Annotated in this window: 19 protein-coding genes; 3 read left to right on the forward strand and 16 right to left on the reverse strand. The window is 67.4% G+C overall.

Features of this window, described 5'->3' with window-relative positions; translation table 11 throughout:
* Positions 1-2: 2 nt before the first annotated feature.
* The 4 genes from hemW to ACYVDN_RS05070 all read right to left on the reverse strand — a co-directional run bounded on the left by hemW (position 3) and on the right by ACYVDN_RS05070 (position 5336).
* Positions 3-1226 (reverse strand): coproporphyrinogen-III oxidase family protein, encoded by a 1224-nt coding sequence (hemW, locus tag ACYVDN_RS05055; RefSeq protein WP_460569062.1) that lies wholly within the window; start codon positions 1224-1226, stop codon positions 3-5.
* A complete protein-coding gene (locus tag ACYVDN_RS05060; RefSeq protein WP_460569064.1) occupies positions 1201-1986 on the reverse strand; it encodes a DUF1990 family protein in 786 nt (261 codons plus the stop codon). The genes hemW and ACYVDN_RS05060 overlap by 26 nt, the downstream gene beginning before the upstream one ends.
* 152 nt (positions 1987-2138) lie before the next feature.
* Positions 2139-3983, reverse strand: coding sequence for an elongation factor 4 (gene lepA / locus ACYVDN_RS05065; RefSeq protein WP_460569066.1), 1845 nt, complete (start codon positions 3981-3983; stop codon positions 2139-2141).
* Between the two features lie 132 nt (positions 3984-4115).
* The gene (locus ACYVDN_RS05070) at positions 4116-5336 is read right to left on the reverse strand and encodes an amidohydrolase (protein WP_460569068.1); all 1221 of its coding nucleotides are present in this window, start codon (positions 5334-5336) and stop codon (positions 4116-4118) included.
* Between the two features lie 204 nt (positions 5337-5540).
* On the opposite strand from ACYVDN_RS05070, the gene rpsT reads away from it, so the two are divergent.
* Positions 5541-5801, forward strand: coding sequence for a 30S ribosomal protein S20 (gene rpsT / locus ACYVDN_RS05075; RefSeq protein ID WP_460569070.1), 261 nt, complete (start codon positions 5541-5543; stop codon positions 5799-5801).
* A gap of 341 nt (positions 5802-6142) precedes the next feature.
* Here the strand turns inward: rpsT and holA are convergent, their stop codons facing one another.
* The 10 genes from holA to ACYVDN_RS05125 form a co-directional block, all read right to left on the reverse strand.
* Positions 6143-7144: a DNA polymerase III subunit delta gene (gene holA, locus ACYVDN_RS05080; protein ID WP_460572250.1), complete on the reverse strand. Its 1002-nt coding sequence runs from the start codon at positions 7142-7144 to the stop codon at positions 6143-6145.
* A 201-nt stretch (positions 7145-7345) separates the two neighbouring features.
* Positions 7346-9751, reverse strand: a complete 2406-nt coding sequence (locus ACYVDN_RS05085; RefSeq protein ID WP_460569072.1) for a ComEC/Rec2 family competence protein — start codon at positions 9749-9751, stop codon at positions 7346-7348.
* Positions 9751-10419 (reverse strand): helix-hairpin-helix domain-containing protein, encoded by a 669-nt coding sequence (locus ACYVDN_RS05090; protein WP_460569074.1) that lies wholly within the window; start codon positions 10417-10419, stop codon positions 9751-9753. Before ACYVDN_RS05090 ends, ACYVDN_RS05085 begins: the two co-directional genes overlap by 1 nt.
* Before the next feature lie 123 nt (positions 10420-10542).
* The gene (gene leuS / locus ACYVDN_RS05095) at positions 10543-13116 is read right to left on the reverse strand and encodes a leucine--tRNA ligase (RefSeq protein ID WP_460569076.1); all 2574 of its coding nucleotides are present in this window, start codon (positions 13114-13116) and stop codon (positions 10543-10545) included.
* A 132-nt stretch (positions 13117-13248) separates the two neighbouring features.
* Positions 13249-14691: an anthranilate synthase component I family protein gene (locus tag ACYVDN_RS05100; RefSeq protein WP_460569078.1), complete on the reverse strand. Its 1443-nt coding sequence runs from the start codon at positions 14689-14691 to the stop codon at positions 13249-13251.
* 24 nt (positions 14692-14715) lie between these two features.
* Positions 14716-15645, reverse strand: coding sequence for an ABC transporter substrate-binding protein (locus ACYVDN_RS05105; RefSeq protein WP_460569080.1), 930 nt, complete (start codon positions 15643-15645; stop codon positions 14716-14718).
* A 28-nt stretch (positions 15646-15673) separates the two neighbouring features.
* Positions 15674-16408, reverse strand: a complete 735-nt coding sequence (locus tag ACYVDN_RS05110; RefSeq protein ID WP_460569082.1) for an ABC transporter permease — start codon at positions 16406-16408, stop codon at positions 15674-15676.
* Positions 16405-17097: an ABC transporter permease gene (locus ACYVDN_RS05115; protein ID WP_460569084.1), complete on the reverse strand. Its 693-nt coding sequence runs from the start codon at positions 17095-17097 to the stop codon at positions 16405-16407. Before ACYVDN_RS05115 ends, ACYVDN_RS05110 begins: the two co-directional genes overlap by 4 nt.
* Positions 17094-17972, reverse strand: a complete 879-nt coding sequence (locus ACYVDN_RS05120; protein WP_460572252.1) for an ABC transporter ATP-binding protein — start codon at positions 17970-17972, stop codon at positions 17094-17096. The genes ACYVDN_RS05115 and ACYVDN_RS05120 overlap by 4 nt, the downstream gene beginning before the upstream one ends.
* 173 nt (positions 17973-18145) lie before the next feature.
* Positions 18146-18796 (reverse strand): TetR family transcriptional regulator, encoded by a 651-nt coding sequence (locus ACYVDN_RS05125; RefSeq protein WP_460569086.1) that lies wholly within the window; start codon positions 18794-18796, stop codon positions 18146-18148.
* 133 nt (positions 18797-18929) lie between these two features.
* On the opposite strand from ACYVDN_RS05125, the gene ACYVDN_RS05130 reads away from it, so the two are divergent.
* On the forward strand, positions 18930-19979 hold the full coding sequence (locus ACYVDN_RS05130) for an App1 family protein (protein ID WP_460569088.1): 1050 nt from the start codon (positions 18930-18932) through the stop codon (positions 19977-19979).
* Positions 19976-21076 (forward strand): winged helix DNA-binding domain-containing protein, encoded by a 1101-nt coding sequence (locus ACYVDN_RS05135; protein WP_460569090.1) that lies wholly within the window; start codon positions 19976-19978, stop codon positions 21074-21076. Before ACYVDN_RS05130 ends, ACYVDN_RS05135 begins: the two co-directional genes overlap by 4 nt.
* Before the next feature lie 47 nt (positions 21077-21123).
* Here the strand turns inward: ACYVDN_RS05135 and ACYVDN_RS05140 are convergent, their stop codons facing one another.
* Complete coding sequence (locus ACYVDN_RS05140; protein ID WP_460569092.1) at positions 21124-22092, reverse strand: carbohydrate ABC transporter permease; 969 nt, start codon at positions 22090-22092, stop codon at positions 21124-21126.
* The gene (locus tag ACYVDN_RS05145; protein WP_460569094.1) at positions 22089-23045 is read right to left on the reverse strand and encodes a carbohydrate ABC transporter permease; all 957 of its coding nucleotides are present in this window, start codon (positions 23043-23045) and stop codon (positions 22089-22091) included. Before ACYVDN_RS05145 ends, ACYVDN_RS05140 begins: the two co-directional genes overlap by 4 nt.
* Positions 23046-23086 lie beyond the last annotated feature (41 nt).

A 23086-nucleotide genomic window follows, 5' to 3' on the forward strand; every position in this document is an offset into this window, starting at 1 on the left:
GATCACTCCACGAGGCGTCGCACGACGGCGTCCGCCAACAGCCGTCCTGCTCGGGTCAGCTCGACAGATCCGTGCAGGGCGGCTTTCGCGTCGACGAGACCGTCGGCGATCAGTCCGGCGACCGCTGCGCGCCCAGCACCGTGCAACGCCGAAGTGGGGAGCCCTTCGCGGATGCGCACGCGAAGCAGCACGTCCTCGAACTGGCGTGTCGAGACATCGAGCGTCTCCCTCCCCGCAGCCGGCGAGTCTCCGGTAAGCACGCGCTGCGCGTACGCGGCCGGATGCTTCACGTTCCACCAGCGCACCCCACCGATGTGGCTGTGCGCACCGGGGCCCACGCCCCACCAGTCGTGACCGAGCCAGTAGCCCAGGTTGTGGCGGGACCGATGTGCGTCATCCGTCGCCCAGTTGCTCACCTCGTACCACTCGAAGCCCGCCTCGCCCAGGCGCTCGTCGACGAGCTCGTACATGTCCGCCTGAAGGTCCTCGTCGGGCTCCGCGACCTCGCCCCGGCGGATCTGCCTTGCCAGCTTGGTGCCCTCCTCGACGATGAGCGAATAGGCCGAGACGTGGTCGGGCTCGCACGCCAGCGCGGCGCCGACGGATGTCGCCCAGTCGTCGATCGACTCCCCAGGCGTTCCGTAGATGAGGTCGAGGCTCACCTGCAGCCCGGCGTCCTTCGCCCACTGCACCACGAGCGGCACCCTGTCAGGATCGTGCGTGCGCTCCAGTGTGCGCAGCACATGCGGAACGGCGGACTGCATGCCGAACGAGACCCGCGTGAAGCCGGCGTCCGCGAGCTCGGCGAGATAGCGGGCGTCGACGCTGTCCGGATTCGCCTCCGTGGTGATCTCGGCCCCGTCTGCCAGGCCGAAGGTCTCGCGCACGTCGCCGAGCATCGCGCCGAGGTCTGAGGAGGGAAGCAGCGTGGGCGTCCCGCCCCCGAAGAAGACCGTGGCGACCCGTCGGGCCGGAACCCCCGAGGCCGAGAGCACCTCGGCAGCCATCCCGACCTCGTTGCGCGCCTGGTCCGCGTAGTCGGTCTGCTTCACGCCGCGCAGCTCGGTGGCGGTGTAGGTGTTGAAGTCGCAGTAGCCGCACCGAACGCGGCAGAACGGCACGTGCAGGTACACCCCGAAATCGCGGTTCTCGGAGCCGACGGCGGCGCTCGGTGGGAGCAGTCCGTCGCGCGGCGCCGGATCAGCGATCGGCAGGGCGCTCGGCATGTGCCGTGATCGAGCCGGCGTCGCGACCGGCCGGTTCGTCCAGCATGGCCTCTGCGACGACCGTGTCGGATGAGGCACCTGCGTCATCCGCTCCCGTCAGCTGACCAACGACGGGGTTGCCGCTCACCGGGTGCAGTGCGCGAAGGTAGCGCTTGGTGAGCTTGGTCTGATTGGCGCGGGCGAAGGGGCCCGCCACGGCACGGAATCCCGATGCCACGCGGGAGAACGAACGCATCGTGAGCCAGACGGAGTCGTCGTCCCGCTGCTCGACGACGAACGACTCCTCGCCGCAGAGGGGATGACCGTGCATGGTGCCGTACCCGAAGCCGACCCTGTGCTTCTCCTCGATCACGTACACGACGCGCACCGGCGCGTGCACGTGCAACGGGCCGAAGGGAACCCGCAGCACAGCTGTCATGCCGTTCGCGATGTAGGGATGACCGTCCTCGTCGTAGACGGCTTCCGTGCCGCGGTGCGGCACAAGCCGCTCAGGCGTGCCGTCTTCCGCGTATCGGATGCCGGCGTACTCCTCACCGGTGCCCGGCTCGATCTCGGTGATCTGCACACCGCTTCCGCGCTGGATGCCCCACGTCATGAGCGCGCGCGACGAGGTGGTGAACCTCTCGTCGCCGCTGCCGAGCCTCACCGAACGAGAGCTCGCGCGGAAACCCTTCGGCGGATGCATCGTGAGGTCGTGTGCGAGGGTGGCGCCAACAGCGGCATACGTCACCGGTTGATCGGTGAAGGTACTGCGCCGCATGACGTTCGTTGGTCCGACCCTTCGTGTGCGATCGCCGGGCGCGCCGTCTCCGGTTCCGCCGCCTGCGATCTGCCCCCTCTTCGCCCAGCGAGTTTAGCCGAGTTCGTCGAAGGCGACCTCAACGAGGCCTGAACGGGCCGCTGGCGCGCGCCCTACGACTTCTTCTCGACGTCACCGCTCAAAGCGGCGATGAACGCTTCCTGCGGCACCTCGACGCGCCCCACCATCTTCATGCGCTTCTTGCCCTCTTTCTGCTTCTCGAGGAGCTTGCGCTTGCGGGTGATGTCGCCGCCATAGCACTTGGCCAGGACGTCCTTGCGCATGGCGCGGATGGACTCACGGGCGATGATCCTCGCACCGATCGCCGCCTGCACGGGCACCTCGAACTGCTGGCGCGGAATCAGCTTCTTCAGCCGCTCCGTCATCATGACGCCGTACGCATAGGCCTTGTCACGGTGCACGATCGCACTGAAGGCATCCACCTGCTCGCCCTGCAGCAGGATGTCGACCTTCACCAGGTCGGCCTCCTGCTCGCCTGAAGGCTCGTAGTCGAGGCTCGCGTAGCCCTGCGTGCGGCTCTTCAGCTGGTCGAAGAAATCGAACACGATCTCGCCGAGCGGCATGGAGTAGCGGATCTCGACCCTGTCCTCGCCGAGGTACTCCATGCCGAGCAGCGTGCCGCGGCGCGACTGGCAGAGCTCCATCACGGTGCCGACGTAGTCCTTGGGAGTCAGGATGGCCGCGCGAACGACCGGCTCGCTGACCGTGTTCACCTTGCCCGTCGGGTACTCGCTCGGGTTCGTCACCGTGACCGACTTGCCGTCCTCGGTGGTCACCTCGTAGATCACGCTCGGAGCCGTGGTGATGAGGTCGAGGCCGAACTCTCGCTCGAGACGCTCGGTGACGATCTCGAGGTGCAGAAGGCCGAGGAAGCCGCAGCGGAAGCCGAAGCCGAGCGCGACGGACGTCTCGGGCTCGTAGACAAGAGCTGCATCGGACAGCTTGAGCTTGTCGAGCGCCTCGCGAAGGTCCGGATAGTCGCTGCCGTCGATCGGATACAGGCCGGAGAAGACCATCGGCTTGGGGTCGGTGTAGCCGGCGAGAGCGTCGGATGCCGGCTTCGCGGCGTTGGTCACGGTGTCGCCGACGCGCGACTGACGCACGTCCTTCACGCCGGTGATGAGGTACCCCACCTCGCCGACGCCGAGTCCGCGGGTCGGGGTCGGCTCCGGTGAGCTCACGCCGATCTCGAGCAGCTCGTGCGTCGCCCTCGTCGACATCATCTGGATGCGCTCCCGCGCCGTCAGCTGTCCGTCGACCATGCGGACGTAGGTGACCACACCGCGATAGCTGTCGTAGACGGAGTCGAAGATCATGGCCCTTGCAGGGGCATCCTTCACGCCGACCGGCGCGGGGACGAGCTCGGTGACGCGGTCGAGAAGCATTTCGACGCCGTCGCCCGTCTTTCCGCTGACGCGAAGCACGTCATCCGGGCTGCCACCGATCAGGTCTGCCAGCTCGCGCGCATACTTCTCGGGATCGGCCGCCGGCAGGTCGATCTTGTTGAGCACCGGGATGATCGCGAGGTCGTTCTCCAGCGCCAGATACAGGTTCGCGAGGGTCTGCGCCTCGATGCCCTGGGCGGCATCCACGAGCAGGATCGCGCCCTCGCAGGCCGCGAGCGAGCGTGAGACCTCGTAGGTGAAGTCGACGTGACCTGGCGTGTCGATCATGTTGAGCGCGTAGGTGTCGCCCTCGTACTGCCACGGCATGCGCACCGCTTGGCTCTTGATCGTGATGCCGCGCTCGCGCTCGATGTCCATGCGGTCGAGGTACTGGGCACGCATCGCGCGCTCTTCAACGACACCGGTCAGCTGCAGCATGCGATCGGCGAGCGTGGACTTGCCGTGGTCGATGTGCGCGATGATGCAGAAGTTGCGGATGCGCGCCGGATCGGTCGCTGCTGGCTCGAGAGCGGTCAAGGCACGTGGTGACATCGTTCGGCAATTCTCCCATGAACGAGACGGCGCCACTGCTCACCGCGACCCCGCGACGCTGCATCCCCACGCCACAGCAGAGGGTTCCGCCCGCAGTCTCGGCGTGGGCGTGCAGACTCGCGTCGCGAGGCGCTAGCGGTCGAAGCGTTCGGCGCGCTCGACAACGATGCCGCGGCCGTTCTCCCAGCGGTACACCTCGGAGCCGGAGATGAACACCTGCTCGGCCCGGCTCATCACGTCGAGCGGGTCGCCCGACCAGAGCACGAGGTCGCCGTCGAGTCCCACGCGCAGGGCCCCGACTCGGTCATCCAGCCTCAGGAACGACGCGGGGTTCACGGTGAGCGCTTCGAGAGCGACCGTGCGGTCGAGTCCGTCCTTCACGGCGAGAGCCGCCTGGTAGACGAGGAAGTTGATCGGCACCACCGGATGATCGGTCGTGATCGCCACCCGCACGCCGGCGGAGGCCAGCCGGCCGAGGTTGGCGATCGCGCGATCCTTCAGCTCGACCTTGGATCGCGAGGTGAACATCGGCCCATAGATCACCGGGATGTCCCGCTCGGCGAGCACATCGGCGAGCTTCGCCCCGTCCGTTCCGTGGTTGATCACCAGGCGGTAGCCGAACTCGTCGGCCAGGCGGATGGCTGTCGCGATGTCGTCGTGCCTGTGAACGTGCTGATCCAAAGCCAGCTCGCCGGCGAGCACCCGAGCGAGGGTCTCCTTCGCCAGGTCGCGCGCGAAGGGCTCGCCCTTGGCGGATGCCGCGTCACGGGTCGCGGCATAGTGCTGGGCATCCGCGAACGCCTGACGGAGCACGTAGGCGACCCCGAGCCGCGTGCTCGGCGTCTGCTTCTTCTCGCCGTACACGCGCTTCGGGTTCTCACCGAGGGCGGACTTCACGCTCACCGAGTCGCTGATCAGCTGCTCGTCGATCGTGCGGCCGCCCCACGTCTTGATGGCGACGGTCTGTCCGCCGATCACGTTGCCACTGCCCGGCTTCACCACCACGGAGGTGATGCCGCCGCTCAGGGCATCCCTGAAGCCCTCGTCGTCGATGTCGATCGCGTCCAGGGCGCGAACCCCTGCGGTGTTCGGGTCGGTCATCTCGTTGGTGTCATTGCCCGCGCTGCCGCCGCCCTCCTCGTGGATGCCCACGTGGCCGTGCGGCTCGATGAATCCTGGCAGCAGCCAGCGACCCCCGGCATCCACCACCCGAACGCCCTCCGGCACCGCAACGTCCGCTCCGACCGCGGTGATCACGCCGTTCTCGACGACCACTGTCCCGTTCTCGATGGGCTCGCCCGCGACGGGCACGACATATGCGCCGACGACGGCGACGGATTCTCCCTGATTCATGTTTTCCACCCTAGGCAGGTGGGCGCGAGCGTTCGGCCTCCCCTCGGCACCTGGGAGCAGGGTCCGGGTCGGAGAAGCGAATGGCGTCTGGTAGAGTTGTTTGCTGGCTTGCGTGTGGTCTCAGCCGCACGTCGCCGTCAGACGCCCTCTCTCGTCCGGCGGCACATCCTGACACTCCACCTCGAACGAAAGACAAGACCACTCGTGGCAAACATCAAGTCGCAGATCAAGCGCATCAAGACGAACGAGAAGGCGCGCGAGCGCAACAAGGCTTACAAGAGCGAGCTCAAGACCGCCATCCGCACCACGCGCGAGGCCGTCGCCGCGGGCGACAAGGACAAGGCGACCACCGCCCTGGCCACCGCCAGCCGCAAGCTCGACAAGGCCGTCAGCAAGGGCGTCATCCACAAGAACCAGGCAGCGAACCGCAAGTCGTCCATCGCCAAGCAGGTCGCAGCGCTGTAGTTTTTGCGCGCCCGCGGCGCCGCCTTGCGCGCCCGTCCCTACCGGGCGCGCCGCTGTCGGCATCGCGCCTGGTCGCGTACGGCGCCGGCATAGCCGCCGCCTCGTGGAGCGTGTTACGTACCGCGATTGCGGAAGCTGCCCTCACCTTTGAGAACCCCGCCCTTGCCGGCGGGGTTTTCTCTTGCCCGTGAAAGTACATGACGCCGGCATCTTCACCGTGGGTTGAGGAGCACGCCGCAAGGCGCGCGTCTCGAAACCCGAGAGTCTGCGGCTGCAGGTTTCGAGACGCGCGCGGCTACGCCGCGAGCTCCTCAACCAGCGAATGAGGAATGGCCGCCGACTCAGGCGCGCGACGTCGCCCCACGGGCGCTCAGGATCTCGATCATGCGCTCGAGTGCGAAAACCTGGTCTCTGCCCGCGCCCTTGACGCTGGCATCTGTCTCCGCGACGACCTGGATGCTGCGCGCCAGCCCGTCCTCCGTCCAACCCTGCAGGTCGCGACGGGCGCGATCCACCTGCCATGGGGCCAGACCGAACTGGGAAGCCAGCTGAGCCGAGCTGCCGCGAGCTCCGTAAAGCCTCGCCATCGTGCGCAACTTGCTGGCGAAGGCCGCAACCATCGGTACCGGGTCGGCGCCGGACGCCAGCGCATGCCTCAACGTGATCAACGCCTCGCCATAGCGACCGGCCAGCGCCGAATCCGCGACCTTGAAGGCGTTCGTCTCGACGCGACCGCCGTAGTAGCGATCGACGGTGGACTCGGTGACCTCCGCTCCGGTGTCCGAGATGAGCTGCTGACAGGCCGCCGCGAGCTCGGCGAGGTCGTCTGCGAACGCGCCGGTGACGGCTCGCAACGCACCAGGCGTGACCTTCTTGCCCGCCATGCGGAACTCCGCCTGCGCGAAGTCGTACTTGTCCGACTCGCGCTTGAGCTCGGCGCAGACCACCTCAACTCCCCCGCCGGACCCGCCGCGGATCGCGTCGAGGAACCGCTTGCCCCGCTGCCCTCCGCCGTGACGCACGAGCACCGTGGTGTCGTCCGCCGGACTTTCCAGGTAGGTCACCAGGTCGTCGATGAAGGCGTCGCTCGCCTTCTCGGCCCCGCTCACCCGGATGAGCCGCGGCTCGCCGAACAAGGAAGGGCTCGCGACCGAGGCGAGCTCGCCCGGCACGTACTCCGAAGCGATGATGTCGGTGATCTCGAGGCTCGGGTCGGTCTCTCGCAGTCGATCGCGCAGGATGCGCATGGCCCTGTCGGCGAGCACGGTCTCCGGACCGCTCACCAGCACCACGGGGGCCGCACGCACGTCGTACCAGCTCAGCTGCGGGATGACCGTCTTCACTGCTGCGGCACGACCACCGCCCCGCGTCGAGCCGCCACGCGATGCCGACGCCCGTCCGCCGGTGGATCGCGCCCCTGCACTCCGCGCCGTCGCCGCCACACCGTTCCTCTCGATAGCCAGGGCCGAGCCGAAGGCACGACGTCTGGAATTGCACCGCCCAAGGCCGCCACACGGTGGCCGAATCTTGGGAGCGCAATCAGCCTAATCGGCGCCGCCGACACCACGAGAACGCCCGGGAGCGGCGAGCTGCCTGGTCGAAGCGTGCTTCTGCGTCCAGGTGCGCAAACTCCCATCGGACGCGGCGGTCACCATCAGCATCCCCTGCACATCGGTGCGCATCACCTGGGTTCCCGCACGTCGCAGGATGCCGAGGGCCTGCGCGGTGGGATGCCCGTAGTCGTTCTCTGCGCCGCACGAGACGAGCGCGACCGCGGCATCGAGCCGCTGGTACAGGGATTCGTCCTGGTCCGAAGAACCGTGATGTGCGACCTTGACCACGTCCACCGGCTGGACGCGATCTGTGGCGAGGAGGGCCGACTGGGCGCGCTCGTCGAGGTCACCCAGGAAGATCGACCGCAGCCCGTCCCCGTCAAAGGCCACCGCGACGCTGCGCTCGTTGCCGTCATCCATGCCTCCGGGGTCGGCGTCGGGCCACAGAACGCGCCAGTCGAGGTCTCCGAGCCGCCCGGAGTCTCCGGTCTGCGCCACCGTGACCTGAGCACCGCCTCTGCTGAGGGCCGCGTCCACCGCCTGCCCGTGGGCGTCGGTGGGCGGACCGACCATCGCAACGCCGACCTTGCCGATCACCGCACCGACACCGCCGACGTGGTCCTGGTCGTAGTGAGTGAGCACCAGCAGGTCGATGTGCGAGATGCCGAGCTCGGACAGGCAGCTCTTCAACGGCGCGGCGTCGGGACCGACATCCACCAGCGCGTGAGCGCCCTTGCTCTGAAGCAGCACAGCGTCCCCCTGTCCGATGTCGCATGCCGCAATGCTCCAGTTCGACGGGCGTTCGAGCGCCTCGGCGACGCGCCCGCCCACCATCCCAGCGAGGGAGCACACGATCAGGCCGCCGGATGCCGCCAGCGCGATCACCCTGGCGAGACGACTCGCACGTCTGGCGGGGCGCATCACGACCAACACGATCGCCAGCGTGACCGCAAGCATCAAGGCGAAGCCCACGGCGCCGTCCACCCAACCCCATCCGCTCGCCGGCAGGGTCTGCGTCACGCGTGCCACTGCGGCGATCCAGGCAGAAGGCAGCCACGCGAGGTGCGCGAGAAGGGAGCCGCCGAGTGGCCACAACGGCGTCAGCACGCAGGAGACGAGCCCGAGGACCGTGGCGATCGGCGCGGCAGGCTCGGCGACGAGGTTCGCCACCACGCCGTACAACGGCACCGTGGGGTTGAGCAGCAGCAGTACGGGCTGGCAGGCTACCTGCGCGGCGATCGGGACGGCGAGAAGTGCGGCCACCCGGGACGGCATCCACCTGCTCATCCGCTCCGTCATCGGCGGTGCGAGCAGCAACAGAGCCCCGGTTGCGAGCACGGACAACGCGAAGCCGTAGTCGACGGCAAGCCACGGGTCGATGCACAGGAGAGCGATGATCGCCAGCGAGAGCGCAGGGACGGCCCGGCCGGGTCGCCCGGACCAGGCGCCGAAGACGATCACCGTGGCCATCACGGCGGCACGCAGCACGCTGGGCTGCGGTGTAACCAGCACCACGAATCCCGCAAGGGCGACCAGTGACGACGCGGAGCGGATGCCGCGCCCGAGCCCCATCGCGCCGGCCGCAGCCGCCACCAGGGAGACCACCACGGCGCAATTGGCACCGGAGACCGCGGTGAGGTGGGTGAGGCTCGCCTGCTTCATCGCGTCGGACAACGAGGTCGACACCTCGTGAACGTCGCCGATCGCGAGGCCGGGGAGCAGATCGCCGCCATCGCCTGGAAGCGCGCTCGCCTCCTGCGAGAACGTTCTCCTCATCGCGTTGGCGGCGGCAAGCGGAGGAGGTGCGGGTGCGACAACACGCGGCCGAGCGCTTGCGTAGACCAGTGCCGCAGTCTCCGAGCCGGGCTCCAGCATGATCACCGTTCCGGTCATCGCCACGGTCTCACCGATCTGCACCTTTGTTTCCGTCGGCGTGAAGACCTGCACGGGCATGCGCGCCGTTGTCGCCACGTCGCCCGCCGTCAGTGCGGTCACCGTCGCCGAGAAGCGCACGCGACCGCCGGAGTATGGCGACGCGGCGGCCGGCACGGGGAGCGACGTCACGCTCGCGCGGAGTGTCACGGTGTGATGCGCCAGACGAGCGACGGCATCGGGATGCCGAGCGGGCAGCGCAACTGCCGCTGCCGTGCACACCAGTGCGGCGGCGGCCCCGGCAACACACACTGCGGCAGCCACAACGGCGGCTCGCTTCCACCGTCGAGGCTCGCTTTCCTGCTCTCCCCGGCTCAGCCGAAGCGCGACTGCTGCCCCGGCCGCGGCGACCGCCGCGCTCCACAGCACGATCGCCATCCACATCGGCGCACCGGGTATCGCGAGGGACACTCCACCACCCGCCCAGGCTGCCAGCGCCGGGATCGCGAGTCGGAGGTCGATCATCAGACGGTCACCTGGTCTTTGAGCCCATCGAACGTCTTCTGACCGATGCCGCTCACATTCATCAGGTCGTCGATCGACGTGAAGCGGCCGTTCTCGGTGCGCCACGCGATGATCTTCGCCGCCATCGCCGGCCCGACACGTGGCAGGGTGTCGAGCTCCTCCTCCGTGCCGGTGTTGAGGTTCACCTTGCCTCCCGTTGCGTCGACGACACCACCGCCTCCTTGCACTCCGCCGGACGCCGGAGCGGCAACAGGGTCGCTGACGTGCGGTACGGCGAGCTGTTCGCCGTCGCTCAGCGGGCGGGCGAGGTTGACGCCGGCCTGTTCGGCGTCGTCGGTCATCCCACCCGCCGCGCCGATCGCATCGACCACCCGCGAGCCGTCCGCGAGGGTGTAAAGACCTGGATGCACCACAGCGCCGAGCACGTGCACGTAGACCACCGTCGTCGGAACGGGGGTCGGCGCGACCCGGTTCGCACCCGCCGCCGTCACGGTCACCGCGGGAACCCGTCTGCTGTCGCCGCGCGGCGCCAGCATGCCCACCAGCACGGCCGTCGCAAAGGCCGCGATCAGCAGAACGGCCGCTGCGCCGAGGCCGATCCGGAGCTTCACGGCACGCGGCACGGCGCGAGAACGGGGAGAGAGCACATCGCGAGGGTCGGCATCCACCCTCGCGACGCTACGGAGACCGCGGCGGCCTCGTTCTCGCTTCCCCACGGACCGTGAAGACGCCGACGGCGCTCCGCCCTGGGGACGAAGAGCCGTCGAACGAGAACGAGCCGGCTGAGGCCGCTACCTCACGGTGACGAAGTTCACCAGACGCGGCGCCCGAACGATCACACTCGCGATCTCACGGTCACCAAGGGCCCGTTGCACAGCATCCGACTCGCGCGCCAGCGCTTCGAGCTCATCGGCGCCGACCTTCGGCGACACCTCGACCCGGTCGCGCACCTTGCCGTCGACCTGCACGATCGCCGTCACCGACTCCTCGACGAGCAGGCTCGGATCGGGGCGACGCCACACCTGCGCGGCAACGGTCGGCTCGTACCCGAGCGTCTGCCACATGTCCTCCGCCGTGTACGGCGCGAACAGGTTGAGTACCAGCGTGACCACCTCTGCGGCCTCGCGAACCGCGGCATCCTTCGGCCCGGGGCCGGAGTCGATCGCCTTCCGCGTGGCGTTCACCAGCTCCATGAGCCGTGCGACGACGACGTTGAACTTGAACTGCTCGACGAGCCCCGGAGCATCCGCGAGCAGGCGGTGGGTCACGCGGCGGAGTGCCACGTCGCCCGATCGCCACTCGACGTCGGGTGAGCTGGTGACGTCGTGAGCGACCCGCCACGCGCGCGCCAGGAACTTCGCGCTTCCGGCAGCCGACACGTCGGCCCAGTCGATGTCGTCCTCAGGGGGCCCCGCGAAGGCCAGCGTCACGCGCAGGGCATCCGCTCCGTGCTGACGCAGCTCGTCGGCGAACTCGACGAGGTTGCCCTTCGACTTGCTCATCGCCGAGCCGTTCAGGATGACCTGCCCCTGGTTCAGCAGAGACGTGAATGGCTCGGTGAACGACACGTACCCGAGGTCGAACAGCACCTTCGTGATGAACCGCGAGTAGAGCAGGTGCAGGATGGCGTGCTCGACGCCTCCGACGTACTGGTCGACCGGCGCCCACTTCTCCACTTCGGCCGGGTCGAACGCCTGGGTGTGGTCGTTCGCGGACAGGTATCGCAGGTAGTACCACGAGCTGTCGACGAATGTGTCCATGGTGTCGGTGTCACGTGTGGCCTTGCCGCCACAGCTCGGGCAGTCGACGGTCGACCACTCGGTCGCGGCGCCCAGCGGGCTGGTGCCCTTGGGCTTCAGGTCGAGGCCGTCCGCATCGGGCAGCAGCACGGGCAGCTGGTCCTCGGGCACGGGCACCTCGCCGCACGACGGGCAGTGGATGATCGGGATGGGCGTACCCCAATACCGCTGTCGCGAGATCAGCCAGTCGCGCAACCTGAAGTTGCGCGCGGCATGACCGAGTGACGACGAGGTGAGCGCCTCTGTGATGCGGTGGATGGCGTTGCTCTTGCTCAGCCCGTTGAACGGACCCGAGTTGATCAGGCGGCCGTCGCCGGTCAGGGCCACACCGGTCGACGCCGGGTCGAGCGGCGGCAGGTCTTCGGGGAGCAGCGCCTCACCCGTCTCCGGGTCGGTCGGGATGACCGGAATCGTGCCCGTGATCGGTGCATTCGTGTCCACGACGACCCGCACCGGCAGGTCGAACGTGCGCGCGAAGTCCAAGTCACGCTGATCGTGGGCCGGCACCGCCATGACGGCACCATGGCCGTATTCGGCCAGCACATAGTCAGCGGTCCAGATCGGCAGCCGCTCACCGCTCAGCGGGTTGATCGCGTAGCGCTCGAGGAACATGCCGGTCTTCTCGCGCTCGGTGCTCAGGCGCTCGATGTCGGTGGTCGCCTGCGTCTGGCGCAGGTAGCCGTCGAACTGCTCGCGTACGTGCGCAGGGGCATCCATCACCAGCTCGGCGGCCAGGTCGGAGTCGGGGGCCACCACCAGGAAGGTCACGCCGTACAGCGTGTCCGGGCGCGTCGTGTACACCGAGATCGGGTCCTTGCGACCCTCGATGGTGAACTGCACGTCGGCGCCGATGGAGCGTCCGATCCAGTTGCGCTGCATGGTCAGCACGCGGGTCGGCCACGCGCCCTCCAGCTGGTTCAGGTCATCCAGCAGCCTGTCGGCGTAGTCGGTGACGCGGAAGTACCACTGGGTCAGCTTCTTCTTCACCACGGCGAAGCCGCAGCGCTCGCAGTGACCGTCGATGACCTGCTCGTTCGCGAGCACCGTCTGGTCGTTCGGGCACCAGTTGACGGTACCGTCCTTGCGGTAAGCGAGCCCCTTCTCGTACAGCTTCAGGAACAGCCATTGGTTCCACTTGTAGTACTCGGGATCGCTGGTGTGCAGTTCCCTGCTCCAGTCGAACGACGGCGCGTAGATGCGGAAGCTGCGCTTCTGCTGCGCGATGTTGTCGTAGGTCCAGCCGCGCGGGTCGATGCCGCGCTTGATCGCCGCGTTCTCCGCTGGCAGCCCGAAGGAGTCCCAGCCGATCGGGTGCAGCACGTTGAAGCCTTGCTGACGCCAGTAGCGCGCGACGATGTCGCCGAAGCCGAACGCCTCGGCGTGACCCATGTGCAGGTCGCCCGACGGGTAGGGGAACATGTCGAGCACGTACTTGCGCGGACGCTTGTCGCCGGGAGCGTCGGTGCGGAACGGTTGAAGCCGCTCCCACACAGGCAGCCACTTGGCCTGAATGGCAGCGAAGTCGTAACGGGCTTCAGAACCGTCTCGCTCGTCGTGATCTGGCACGTCGCTCTCAATCTCTGTGGAAAGGGTCTGCGCAAAAACGCGTGCGGACCCCGGCGTTGGAACACCGGCGTCCGGGAAAAAAGGGGTGTATCAAGATTACCCGTTCGTTTCGCCCATGTTGCGGCGAAAGGATCAGGCGTCGAGGGCCGCGAGCAACGCTGCCGCTTTCAGCTTGATCTCGGCCAGCTCTCGCTCCGGTACAGACAACGCGGTGATGCCGCCGCCTGTTCCGATCGCGGCCTCTCCGCCCTGCATCACGATGCTTCGGATGACCATCGCAAGGTCGGCCGACCCGTCGAGTCCGAGCCACCCGAAGCATCCGCTGTAGATGCCGCGCGGGCCCTTCTCGAGACCGTGCAGGATGCCCATGGCGCTGAGCTTCGGCGCGCCGGTCATCGAGCCGGCCGGAAAGCACGCGTCGAGCACGTTCAGCGCATCGACGCCGTCGGCCAGCTGCGCCGCGACAGTGCTCACCAGCTGGTGCACGTGTCGGTGGGTCTCCACCTCGAGCAGTGTGGTGACGACGACGCCTCCGAGCCGGGCGACCCTGCTGAGATCGTTGCGCATGAGGTCGACGATCATCAGGTTCTCGGCACATTCCTTCTCGTCGCGGCCGAGAGTGTCCCTGAGCCTCGCGTCGTCGACCGGGTCCGGCAACCGCCGTGCCGTCCCCTTCACCGGACTCGTCACGGCCACGCCGTCGGAGACGTGCAGGAACAGCTCGGGTGACGAGCTCAGCAGGGAGATGTCGCCGAACTGCACGAACCCGCCGTGCGGCGCAGGCGAGTCTCGGCGAAGCCGTCGGTAGACGTCGAGCGGCCGGGCATCCGTCTGCACGCGGATGGCGTTCGTGAGACACAGCTGGTACGCATCACCGGCACGGATCGCCAGCTGACAGTGCTCGATCATCCGCAGGTAGTCGGCATCCGAGTGCCGCCACACGGGTTCGGCAGCCTGTGGATGAGTCCGGGACCCTGCGCCACTCGCCTCAGCCCGCGGTGACGGCGCATCCTCCGTGGACGCCTGTGGTGCAAGCGAGGCCAACAGGTCTCGCGTCGCCGACGCCCAAGCGCGACCGTCTTCGTCGTCGACGAACCACAGGCTCAGCTCGCCGGAGCCGTGATCGACCTCGACGACGCGATCGGCGGCGATGAGTGCGACATCCGGCCACGGCGACTCCGCAGCGGGGATGCCGAGAGCCCGTGCTCCGTGCTCGTATCCGAACCATCCGACCCACCCCAGTGGCGAGCCGTTGACCGAGGTGTCGGCGGCAGCGACCGCATCGCGGATGACCCGCGTGAGGTCGACCGCGATGTCGAGGGCGTGCCCGGCGACTACCTCTCTGGCAACGCCCTCGGAGACGATGTAGCTCGGCCTCTGCCGTGACGCGGCTCCGAGTCTGCTCACGCCTCCGTCGCGGATGCGCGCATCCAGCCAGAACGCGTGGCTCTCGTCGGCGAACAACGCCTCGAACACGAGCTCGGGGTCGACGCCGAAGGGGAGGCGCTCCCTCCGCGCCGGTGCCTGAGCACCGGGCATCGCGAGCGACTCCCCTGACGACGACTCGACGTCCACGCCCTGCCTACGGGACGAGGTCGACTACTGGAAGAGGTTCTTCTGCGACAGCCACTCCTGAGCGATCTGCTGCGCGGACTCCTTGGAGCTGCCCGCCGCCTTCTCGTTCAGGGTCACCAGGTCATCGGTGGTGAGTGCACCGCTGACCTTGTTGAGCACGCTCTTCACCTTGTCGTCGACCTTGGCCGATGCGATCACCGGCACCACGTTCTCAGCGATGATGATGTGCTTCGGGTCCTTCAGCGTGACGAGACCGTTGTCCTTGATGGCCGAGCTCGTCGTGTAGATGTCGGCCATCTGCACGGTGTTGTCGAGCAGCGCCTTGACCGTGAGCGGGCCACCGCCGTCGTTGATCGGGTCGAGTGTCGCGTTCACGCCGTACGCCGACTTGAGGCCGGGAATGCCGTACGGGCGGTCGGCCAGCTCTGGGTTGGCGCCGACCGTGATCGGCACGGGCACGCTCTTCAGGTCGGACAGGCTCGTCACGTTGTACTTCTGGGAGAACTCCTTGGTCACGTTGTACGAGTCAGCGTCCTGCGCCGACGACTGGTTGAGCACCTCGTAGCCCTTCGGCAGTGCGTCACTCAGGGCGGCGTAGACGTCGGCACTGGACTGCGCCGTCGTCTTCGCGTCGTAGTACTGCAGCAGGCTGCCCGAGTACTCGGGAACCAGGTCGATCGAGCCGTCCTGGAGCGCCTTGAGGTAGGCCTCGCGAGCACCGATGTTCGGCGTGATCGACGCCTTGACGCCGTTGTTGTTGAGCGCCTGCGTGTAGATCTGCGCGATGATCTCGGACTCCGGGAAGTTGGCGGAGCCGACGACGATCGGGCCGCCGGCCTTCGCTGACGACGTGCTGGAGTTGTCGAGCGGGTTGCCTGAGGAGCACGCTGCAAGCGCGAGCGCGCTCAGCGCCGCAACGGCGGCAGCGCTGATGATGCGGGATTTCAGTGCCATGGTGCTTCGCTTTCTCTTCTTCGGCCTTTCAGCCTGCTGTGGTGGACTGCGATGCCCCGGCAAGGGACCGGGACGAGCGCACGCGCACGTCTGATGCTCTTCCGAGCACCACCCCGCGCGGCACGACGAGTCGTTGCACGATGGCGAAAACGCCATCGGCGACGAGAGCGAGGATGATCACGAGGATGGAGCCGCCGAGCATCTCGGCGTAGTTCTGCACGGCGTATCCGTCGTAGATGAACCGGCCGAGCCCGCCGAGCGGGAGATAGGCGGCCACGGTCCAGGTCGCGATGACCTGGAGGAACGCGGACCGCACTCCCCCGATGACGATGGGCAGCGCGAGCGGCAGCTCTACCTTGAACAACACCTGCCAGCCGGTCATTCCGATGGAGCGAGCGGCGTCGATGGTCTGCCTGTCGACGGCATCCACCCCTGCGTAAGCCCCGGCGATGAGCGGCGGGAGCGCCAACAGCACCATGGCGATCAGCGGCGGGCCGAGGCCGAGACCGAACCAGGTCGCCAGCAAGAGGACGACGCCGAGAGTAGGCAGGGCGCGCAGAGCGCCGGAGAGCTGCACCGCGATGCCGCGGCCCTTGCCCGTGTGCCCCACCGCGAGGCCGACCGGCAGCGCGATAGCGCACGCCAAGATGATCGTCACGATCGTGTAGACGAGCTGTTCCTCGATGCGCACGGGGATGCCGCCCGGTCCGACCCAGTTGGCGGGATCGAGGATCCAGACGAAGGCGTCGTTCCAGCTGTTCATGCCATGCTCACCAGCTCGACGGACTCATCGTGTGTTCCTGAACGGCGTTTGCGCGACCGGCCTCTCGTCCACGGCATCGAGAGGCGTCCGAGACCCGCGATGACGAGGTCGAAGACCACCGCGATCACGATCGTGCCGACGATGCCGACGAGGATCTCGAGTGGGAAGCTCACCTGGAATCCGCGCAGGAAGAAGTAGCCGAGGCTTGGGACGCCGATGACCGATCCCACACTGACCAGGCTGATCGTGCTCACCGACACCACGCGAACGCCGGAGAGCAGCACGGGCCCTGCGAGCGGCAGCTCGACGGACCAGAACCGGCGCCAGGTGGAGAAGCCGACAGCGCTGGCAGCGAGAAGGATGTCGACATCCACCGCAGCGAAGGCGTCGGAAGCCGTTCGGACCATGATCGCTACCGCGTAGATGGTGAGCCCGACGACGACATTGGTGGGAGCGATGACCTTGGTGCCAATGATGCTCGGGAGCACCAGGAAGAGCGGCAACGACGGGATCGCATACAGGATGCCGACGATGGCGAGCACGGTTCCGCGACTGGCGCGGTAGCGGTTCGTAACCCATCCGATCGGAATGGCGAGTACGAACCCGATGATGATCGGAGGAATGGCTAGCCACGCATTGATCAGCGTGAGCTGCCAGATCTGGCCGGCGTTCTCGATCAGCCAGTTCACCGCGGTTGATCACCCTGCGCCGAAGCACCCGAAGCCGCCGCGACGGCTCCGGCCTCATCGTGGTCGGCGACCAGAACGCCTGCGGGGCGCCCTTCGGCGTCGACGAGCACGTCGCGCCCCGACCTGTTGCTCACATACAGTGCACGCTTGCCCCTGTCTGCGCCGACGAACCGAGCGACGAAGTCGTCTGCCGGCTCGGCCAGGATCTCCTCCGGGGTTCCGATCTGGGCGACGATGCCGCCCGTCTTGAAGATCACGACCTGGTGCCCGAGCAGGAACGCTTCGTCGATGTCGTGTGTGACGAAGACGACTGTCTTGTCGAGCTCGCGCTGCAGGCGAAGGAGCTCCTGCTGCAGCTCAGCGCGCACCAGCGGATCGACGGCGCCGAACGGCTCGTCCATCAGCAGGATGTTCGGGTCGACCGCGAGCCCACGTGCGACGCCGACGCGTTGCTGCTGGCCACCGGAGAGCTGGCTCGGATATCTGTCGGCCAGCGAGCGGTCCAGCCCGACGGCGTCCATCAGGTCGAGTGCGCGCGCGCGGGCATCCTTGCGCTTCACACCGCGCAGCAGCGGAACGGTCGCGATGTTGTCTGCGACCTTGCGGTGCGGGAGAAGCCCCGAGTTCTGCATGACATAACCGATGCTGCGACGCAGCTTGACCGGCTGCAGGGTCGAGACGTCGTCGCCGTCGATCTCGATCGTGCCGCTCGTCGGGTCGACCATGCGGTTGATCATGCGCAGGATCGTGGTCTTGCCGCTGCCCGACGAGCCGACGAGCACCGTGATCTTGCGCGAAGGGATGACGAGGCTGAAGTCGTTCACCGCGACGGTGCCGTCGGGGAACTGCTTGGTCACCGATCGGAATTCGATCATCGTCTGAAAGCTCATTCCTGAGGGATGCGGTCGACGGATGCTGCGAACGAGATGCTCGTCAAGCGAAGCACGTCTGTGCCTCGTTCGGGAGAGCAACGCAGGTTTCCACTATGGCCCACGCCACCGACACTCGGCCGGATCAACAGGAAACACGCCGTAATGGGCATCAGCCCTCAGCCGTAGTACTTCTCCAGATAGGCGGTCGCGACGACCCGTGCCTCGGCAAGAGTCCGCTCGTCACCGTCCGCATCCCGGAGGTACGCGCGCTCGACCAACGACTCCGTCATCTGCCCCGCGATGTCGATGTGGAACACGAGCTCGTCGCTTGCCCTGAAGCCGAAGTTGCTGACCAGCATCTCGGCCACCCTGGCGGCGAACTCCCTGATGTGGTCCGGCGTCGTTCCCGACTCGTCGACGCCGCGTACGTCTTCGAAACGCATGATGCGAAAGCCCGGCTCGGTGCGGAACATGTCCGCGAAGGTCTCGATGAGACATCCGATCGCAGCCTGCCAGGTCGATGGCGCTGTGCGCTCGACCTGCCCGGATGCCGCCAGTCGGTAGCGGCGCACGGCCCGGTCGCGCAGTGCGACGAGCAGCGCGATGCGGTCGGGGAAGTAGCGGTAGACGGTTCCGATCGATGCGCCGCTCTCCTCCGCCACCTGGGCGGTGGTCAGGCGGTCGAACCCGACCTCGTCGACGACGATGGCCGCGGCATCCAACAGGGCGTCGATGCGTGCCAGGCTGCGTTCTTGAGACGGTTCGACACGGAACGCTGCTCCCGAATTAGATACCTCGATCGCTCCGACGAGGATCTCTTCGATCATTCCGTTCTACCTTCCATCAGCGTCGACCACTCTCGCGACGATAGTCGAATGCCTGCGCAGTAGACCGTAGCCGACGCGCACTCGCCTTTCAAAGGCCGCGCGGGGCCGCCTGCGCCCATGGAAGACTGTTCAGATGTCCAGCATCCGTCCTGTGCCGAAGGTGCATCGCGCCGCGCGCATCGAGGATGCCTTCCACGCTTTCCGAGCCAGGCGAGCGCTCAAGCGCGGGCACCTGCCCACCGTGCTGTCGTACACCGGTTATGGCACGAGCTCATGGGTTCGCGTGCTCGGCCGGGTCGTTCTGGCCAAGAGTCCCCGCCCGGGGTCGCGGGCCGCACGCACGAACCGCAGACGCGAGGAGAGCGTGCGCGGCTGGCGAAGCTTCATCAGCGTTCCGCTCAGCGACATCGATGTCATCGTCGAGGTCGAAGGCATCGAGCACAGCGTCCGGCCCGACCGCGGCGGCGTCATCGACACCGTGCTTCCCGTCTCGCTGGAGCCGGGCACGCACTGGATCTCCTTCCGCATCGAGGGTGCTGGCGACATCGCGACGGCTCCCATCCAGGTCGTGGCCGACGACACGTCGTTCGGGGTGATCTCCGACGTGGATGACACGGTGATGGTCACCGCGCTCCCCCGTCCTCTGCTCGCGGCATGGAACACCTTCGTGCTGGATGAGCATGCCCGCGTTCCCACGCCCGGCATGGCCGTCTTCCTCGAACGCCTCGCCTCGTCGCACGCCGGTGCACCGATGGTCTATCTGTCAACCGGCGCCTGGAACGTCGCGCCGGCCGTGACCCGTTTCCTGTCTCGCAACCTCTTTCCACCGGGTGCGCTGCTGCTCACGGACTGGGGTCCGACCCACGACCGGTGGTTCAGGAGCGGCAGGGAGCACAAGGAGTTCAATCTCCGGCGCCTCGCGCGCGAGTTCCCTCGCGTGAAGTGGCTGCTCGTCGGAGACGATGGCCAGCACGACGAGCAGATCTACGCCGAGTTCGCGACGGAGCATCCGCAGAGCGTCGCAGCGGTCGCGATCAGACAGCTCTCGAACACCGAGTCGGTTCTCGCGGGCGGGCGTTCGACGGCGGAGAAGCACTCGCAGGTGAGCGGGGTGCCGTGGGTGTACGGCGCGGACGGCGCTGCACTGCTGGCTCAGCTTTCCGAGCTCGGCCTCGTGCGATGACCGTCGCGCGGGCGAGGGCGCTATCGCACCTGCTCGCCCGGCGCGACGACGACGGACCGGCATCCGTCGCAGCGCACCTGCTCGCGACCCAGGCTCAGGCGTTCGGGCCGGCCAGATGGGCACTCGGGGCGCGCAGCGGCACGGCGACCCTCGCCGAGGTGAATGAGCTCTTCGACGGCGGCACGCTGGTGCGCACGTGGACCATGCGCGGCACGCTGCACATCGTGAGCGCCGCGGATGCCATGCTGATGCTGAACGTCACAGCGGACAAGCAGCGCCATCTCGCGGAGCCCGTCATGCGACGTGACGGCATGGACGCCGACGTGGTGTCGCGGGCCTTCCGCGCTCTGGAAGACGCGATCGGCGACCAAGGACCCCTCGATCGCAAGCGCGCCATGGACGTGATGGATGCGGGCGGCGTGAACACCGAGGGAGGTCGGGGTTACCACCTGATCAGGGAGGCAGCGCTCGGCGGGCTCGTCGTCTGGGGTCCGGTCAGCGGTACGCAGCAGTCTCTTGTGCTCACCGACCAGTGGCTGCCGCCGACCGCACGGATCGAACGTGACGAAGCCATCGTCCTCATCCTGCTGCGATACCTCGAGCTGCGATCGCCTGCGACCGTTCGGGACTTCGCCTGGTGGCTGGGCATCACGCTCACCGAGGCGCGGCGTGCGCTTGCCGCGGCCGGTGATTCAGTCGTCCCGTCGGACGCGGGTGTCGACTTTCTGGCTCTTGCGGGAGCCGTCGACTCCGCCGATCGCCCCGAACCCCGCAACACTGCGGCGTTGCTCCCTGCCTTCGACGAATACCTTCTCGGCTATCAGGACAGGTCGTCCGTGCTCGGCGAACACCGCAAAGCGCTCGTGATGGGCACCGCCAACGGCGTGTTCCAGCCCATCATCGTGCTCGACGGCGTGGTTGCAGGCACCTGGCGCCCCGAGACCTCAGCCGCCGGACTCCGCGTCATCCTCTCGCCCTTCGCTCCGCTGTCGTCGCGTGCGGCCCAGCGACTCGCGCGCGAGGCAGCCAGGTATGCGCGCTTTCTCGCTGTCCCGTTGCTCGAGGTGTTCTCGGGCGACGGGACACCCATCGCTTGACCGCGCTGACCCGCTGACCCGCTGACCCGCTGACCCGCTGACCGCGCTTACCCCTTGACCGCGCCGCCCAGCCCGCCGCCGCGCAGGAACGTGCGCTGGAAGATCAGGAAGATCACGACGGGGATGAGCGTGGCGATGGTGAGCGCCGCCAGATAGACGCCGAGATCGGTCGACGACTGGATCTGCGGGAGCCGCACGGAGAGCGGTTGGATGCCGATGTCGGTCAGCACGAGGTTGGGCCACAGAAAGTCGGCCCATGCCGCATTGATCGCGAACACCGACACGACTCCGAGTATGGGCTTCGACATCGGGAGCACGACCGACCAGAACAGCCGGAACGTCCCCGCTCCATCTGTGCGAGCCGCCTCGAAGACCTCGCGGGGCAGGTTGTCGAAGAACCTCATCACCAGCAGCACGTTGAATGCACTGGCGCCGGCAGGCAGCCAGACCGCCCAGAAGGTGTTGATCAGCGAGTGATCGATGAGCGGCGGGTGCAGGATCGTGAGGTACAGCGGAACGAGCAGCACGACCGCGGGCACGAACAGTGTGGCCAGCACAAGGCCGCTGATGATCTTGCCGTACTTGGGCTTCAGCACCGAGAGCGCGAAGCCTCCCGTCGTCGCGACGAGTAGCTGCACGGCCCACTCGCCGGCCGCCATCCAGATGGTGTTGAAGAAGAACTGCCCGATCTGAACGTCGTTCCATGCTCGGCTGAGGTTGGACCAGGTGAATCCGTGCGGGAAGAGGGCGAGCGGCTGGGTCAGCGTCTCCTCGGTCGGGGTGACGGCGGACTTCAGCAGCCAGAGCAACGGCAGCAGCCCGACGATGACGAGGCAGATGCCGAGGATCACGTTGAGCCCCGTGCCGACGACGCGCACGTGCGGCCTGCGCCAGTCGGTGTGGGAGAGGATGCCGCGGTCGGCCTCCTCGGCGACGGAGCTGCGCTTCTTTCGTCTGGCTCGCTCGGGCTCGATGATCTCCTCGAGCGGCAGGTCGGAGGGAATCGTGGTCGTCAATTGTCACTCCATCTCGCGGTGACGCGGAAGTACACGATGGACAGCACGGCGAGGAACACAGCGAGCATCAGACTGAGCGCCGTCGCCTGTCCGTACGCTCCGCCGAGACTGTTGGTGAACGCGTACCGATAGATCAGCAGCAGGATGGTCGTCGTCGAGTTGACCGGACCGCCATCCGTGAAGAGGTAGGGCTGAAGGAACACCTGCGCGGTCGCGATGATCTGCAGGATCAGGGTGATGAAGAGGATGCCCCGCAACTGCGGCAGCGTCACGTGCCAGATCTTGCCCCAGATGGATGCCCCGTCCACCTCGGCCGCGTCGTACAGGTCGGGAGACACCGACGTGAGCGCGGCAAGGTAGATGATGATCGTTCCGCCGGCGCCCGCCCAGGTCGCCTCGAGCACGAGCGAGGGCATTGCGGTCGCAGCGCTCTGGATCCAGGGCTGGGGCGGGATGCCCACCACGGCCAGGATCGAGTTGAAGACGCCCGACGGGCTGGCGTCGTAGAAGATCTTCCAGAGCAGCACGGAGACGACGGGCGGGATGATCACCGGCAGATACGCGAGAACGCTGTAGAAACCCTTCATGCGCTTCACCTCGCTCATCAGCACGGCGGCCACGAGCGGGATCGGGTAGCCGAAGAGCAGGGCGAGCACGGCGAAGTACGCGGTGTTGCGGATCGCCGTCCAGAACAACGGGTCGTTGAAGACTGCGACAAAGTTGTCCCAGCCGACGAAGGTCGCCGGGGTGACCAGGTTGGTCTTCTGAAAGCTCATCACCACCGCTTCGACGATCGGCGTCCACGAGAAGACGCCGAAGATGATCAGCAGCGGCAGGAGGAAGAGCAGAGTGGTGAGCCCGCCGCGCCGCACCCACGTGACGGGGTTGTGCCTGCGCTTCGGGCGTTCGGGGCGCACCGCCCCTTCGGGTCTGACTGCGGTGTCAACGGTCATGGATGCCGGCTCTCACATGGAGGCATGCCGTCGGGTCGTCG

The sequence above is a fragment of the Humibacter soli genome, from assembly GCF_054779035.1.

Excerpts from the sequence above, each read along its gene's own strand:
- ACYVDN_RS05120 (WP_460572252.1), bottom strand. The coding sequence starts at position 17,972 with ATGATCGAATTCCGATCGGTGACCAAGCAGTTCCCCGACGGCACCGTC.
- lepA (WP_460569066.1), bottom strand. The coding sequence starts at position 3,983 with ATGTCACCACGTGCCTTGACCGCTCTCGAGCCAGCAGCGACCGATCCG.
- ACYVDN_RS05125 (WP_460569086.1), bottom strand. The coding sequence starts at position 18,796 with ATGATCGAAGAGATCCTCGTCGGAGCGATCGAGGTATCTAATTCGGGA.
- ACYVDN_RS05070 (WP_460569068.1), bottom strand. The coding sequence starts at position 5,336 with ATGAATCAGGGAGAATCCGTCGCCGTCGTCGGCGCATATGTCGTGCCC.
- ACYVDN_RS05060 (WP_460569064.1), bottom strand. The coding sequence starts at position 1,986 with ATGCGGCGCAGTACCTTCACCGATCAACCGGTGACGTATGCCGCTGTT.
- ACYVDN_RS05145 (WP_460569094.1), bottom strand. The coding sequence starts at position 23,045 with ATGACCGTTGACACCGCAGTCAGACCCGAAGGGGCGGTGCGCCCCGAA.
- ACYVDN_RS05130 (WP_460569088.1), top strand. The coding sequence starts at position 18,930 with ATGTCCAGCATCCGTCCTGTGCCGAAGGTGCATCGCGCCGCGCGCATC.
- ACYVDN_RS05110 (WP_460569082.1), bottom strand. The coding sequence starts at position 16,408 with ATGAACAGCTGGAACGACGCCTTCGTCTGGATCCTCGATCCCGCCAAC.
- ACYVDN_RS05105 (WP_460569080.1), bottom strand. The coding sequence starts at position 15,645 with ATGGCACTGAAATCCCGCATCATCAGCGCTGCCGCCGTTGCGGCGCTG.
- ACYVDN_RS05135 (WP_460569090.1), top strand. The coding sequence starts at position 19,976 with ATGACCGTCGCGCGGGCGAGGGCGCTATCGCACCTGCTCGCCCGGCGC.
- hemW (WP_460569062.1), bottom strand. The coding sequence starts at position 1,226 with ATGCCGAGCGCCCTGCCGATCGCTGATCCGGCGCCGCGCGACGGACTG.
- ACYVDN_RS05085 (WP_460569072.1), bottom strand. The coding sequence starts at position 9,751 with ATGATCGACCTCCGACTCGCGATCCCGGCGCTGGCAGCCTGGGCGGGT.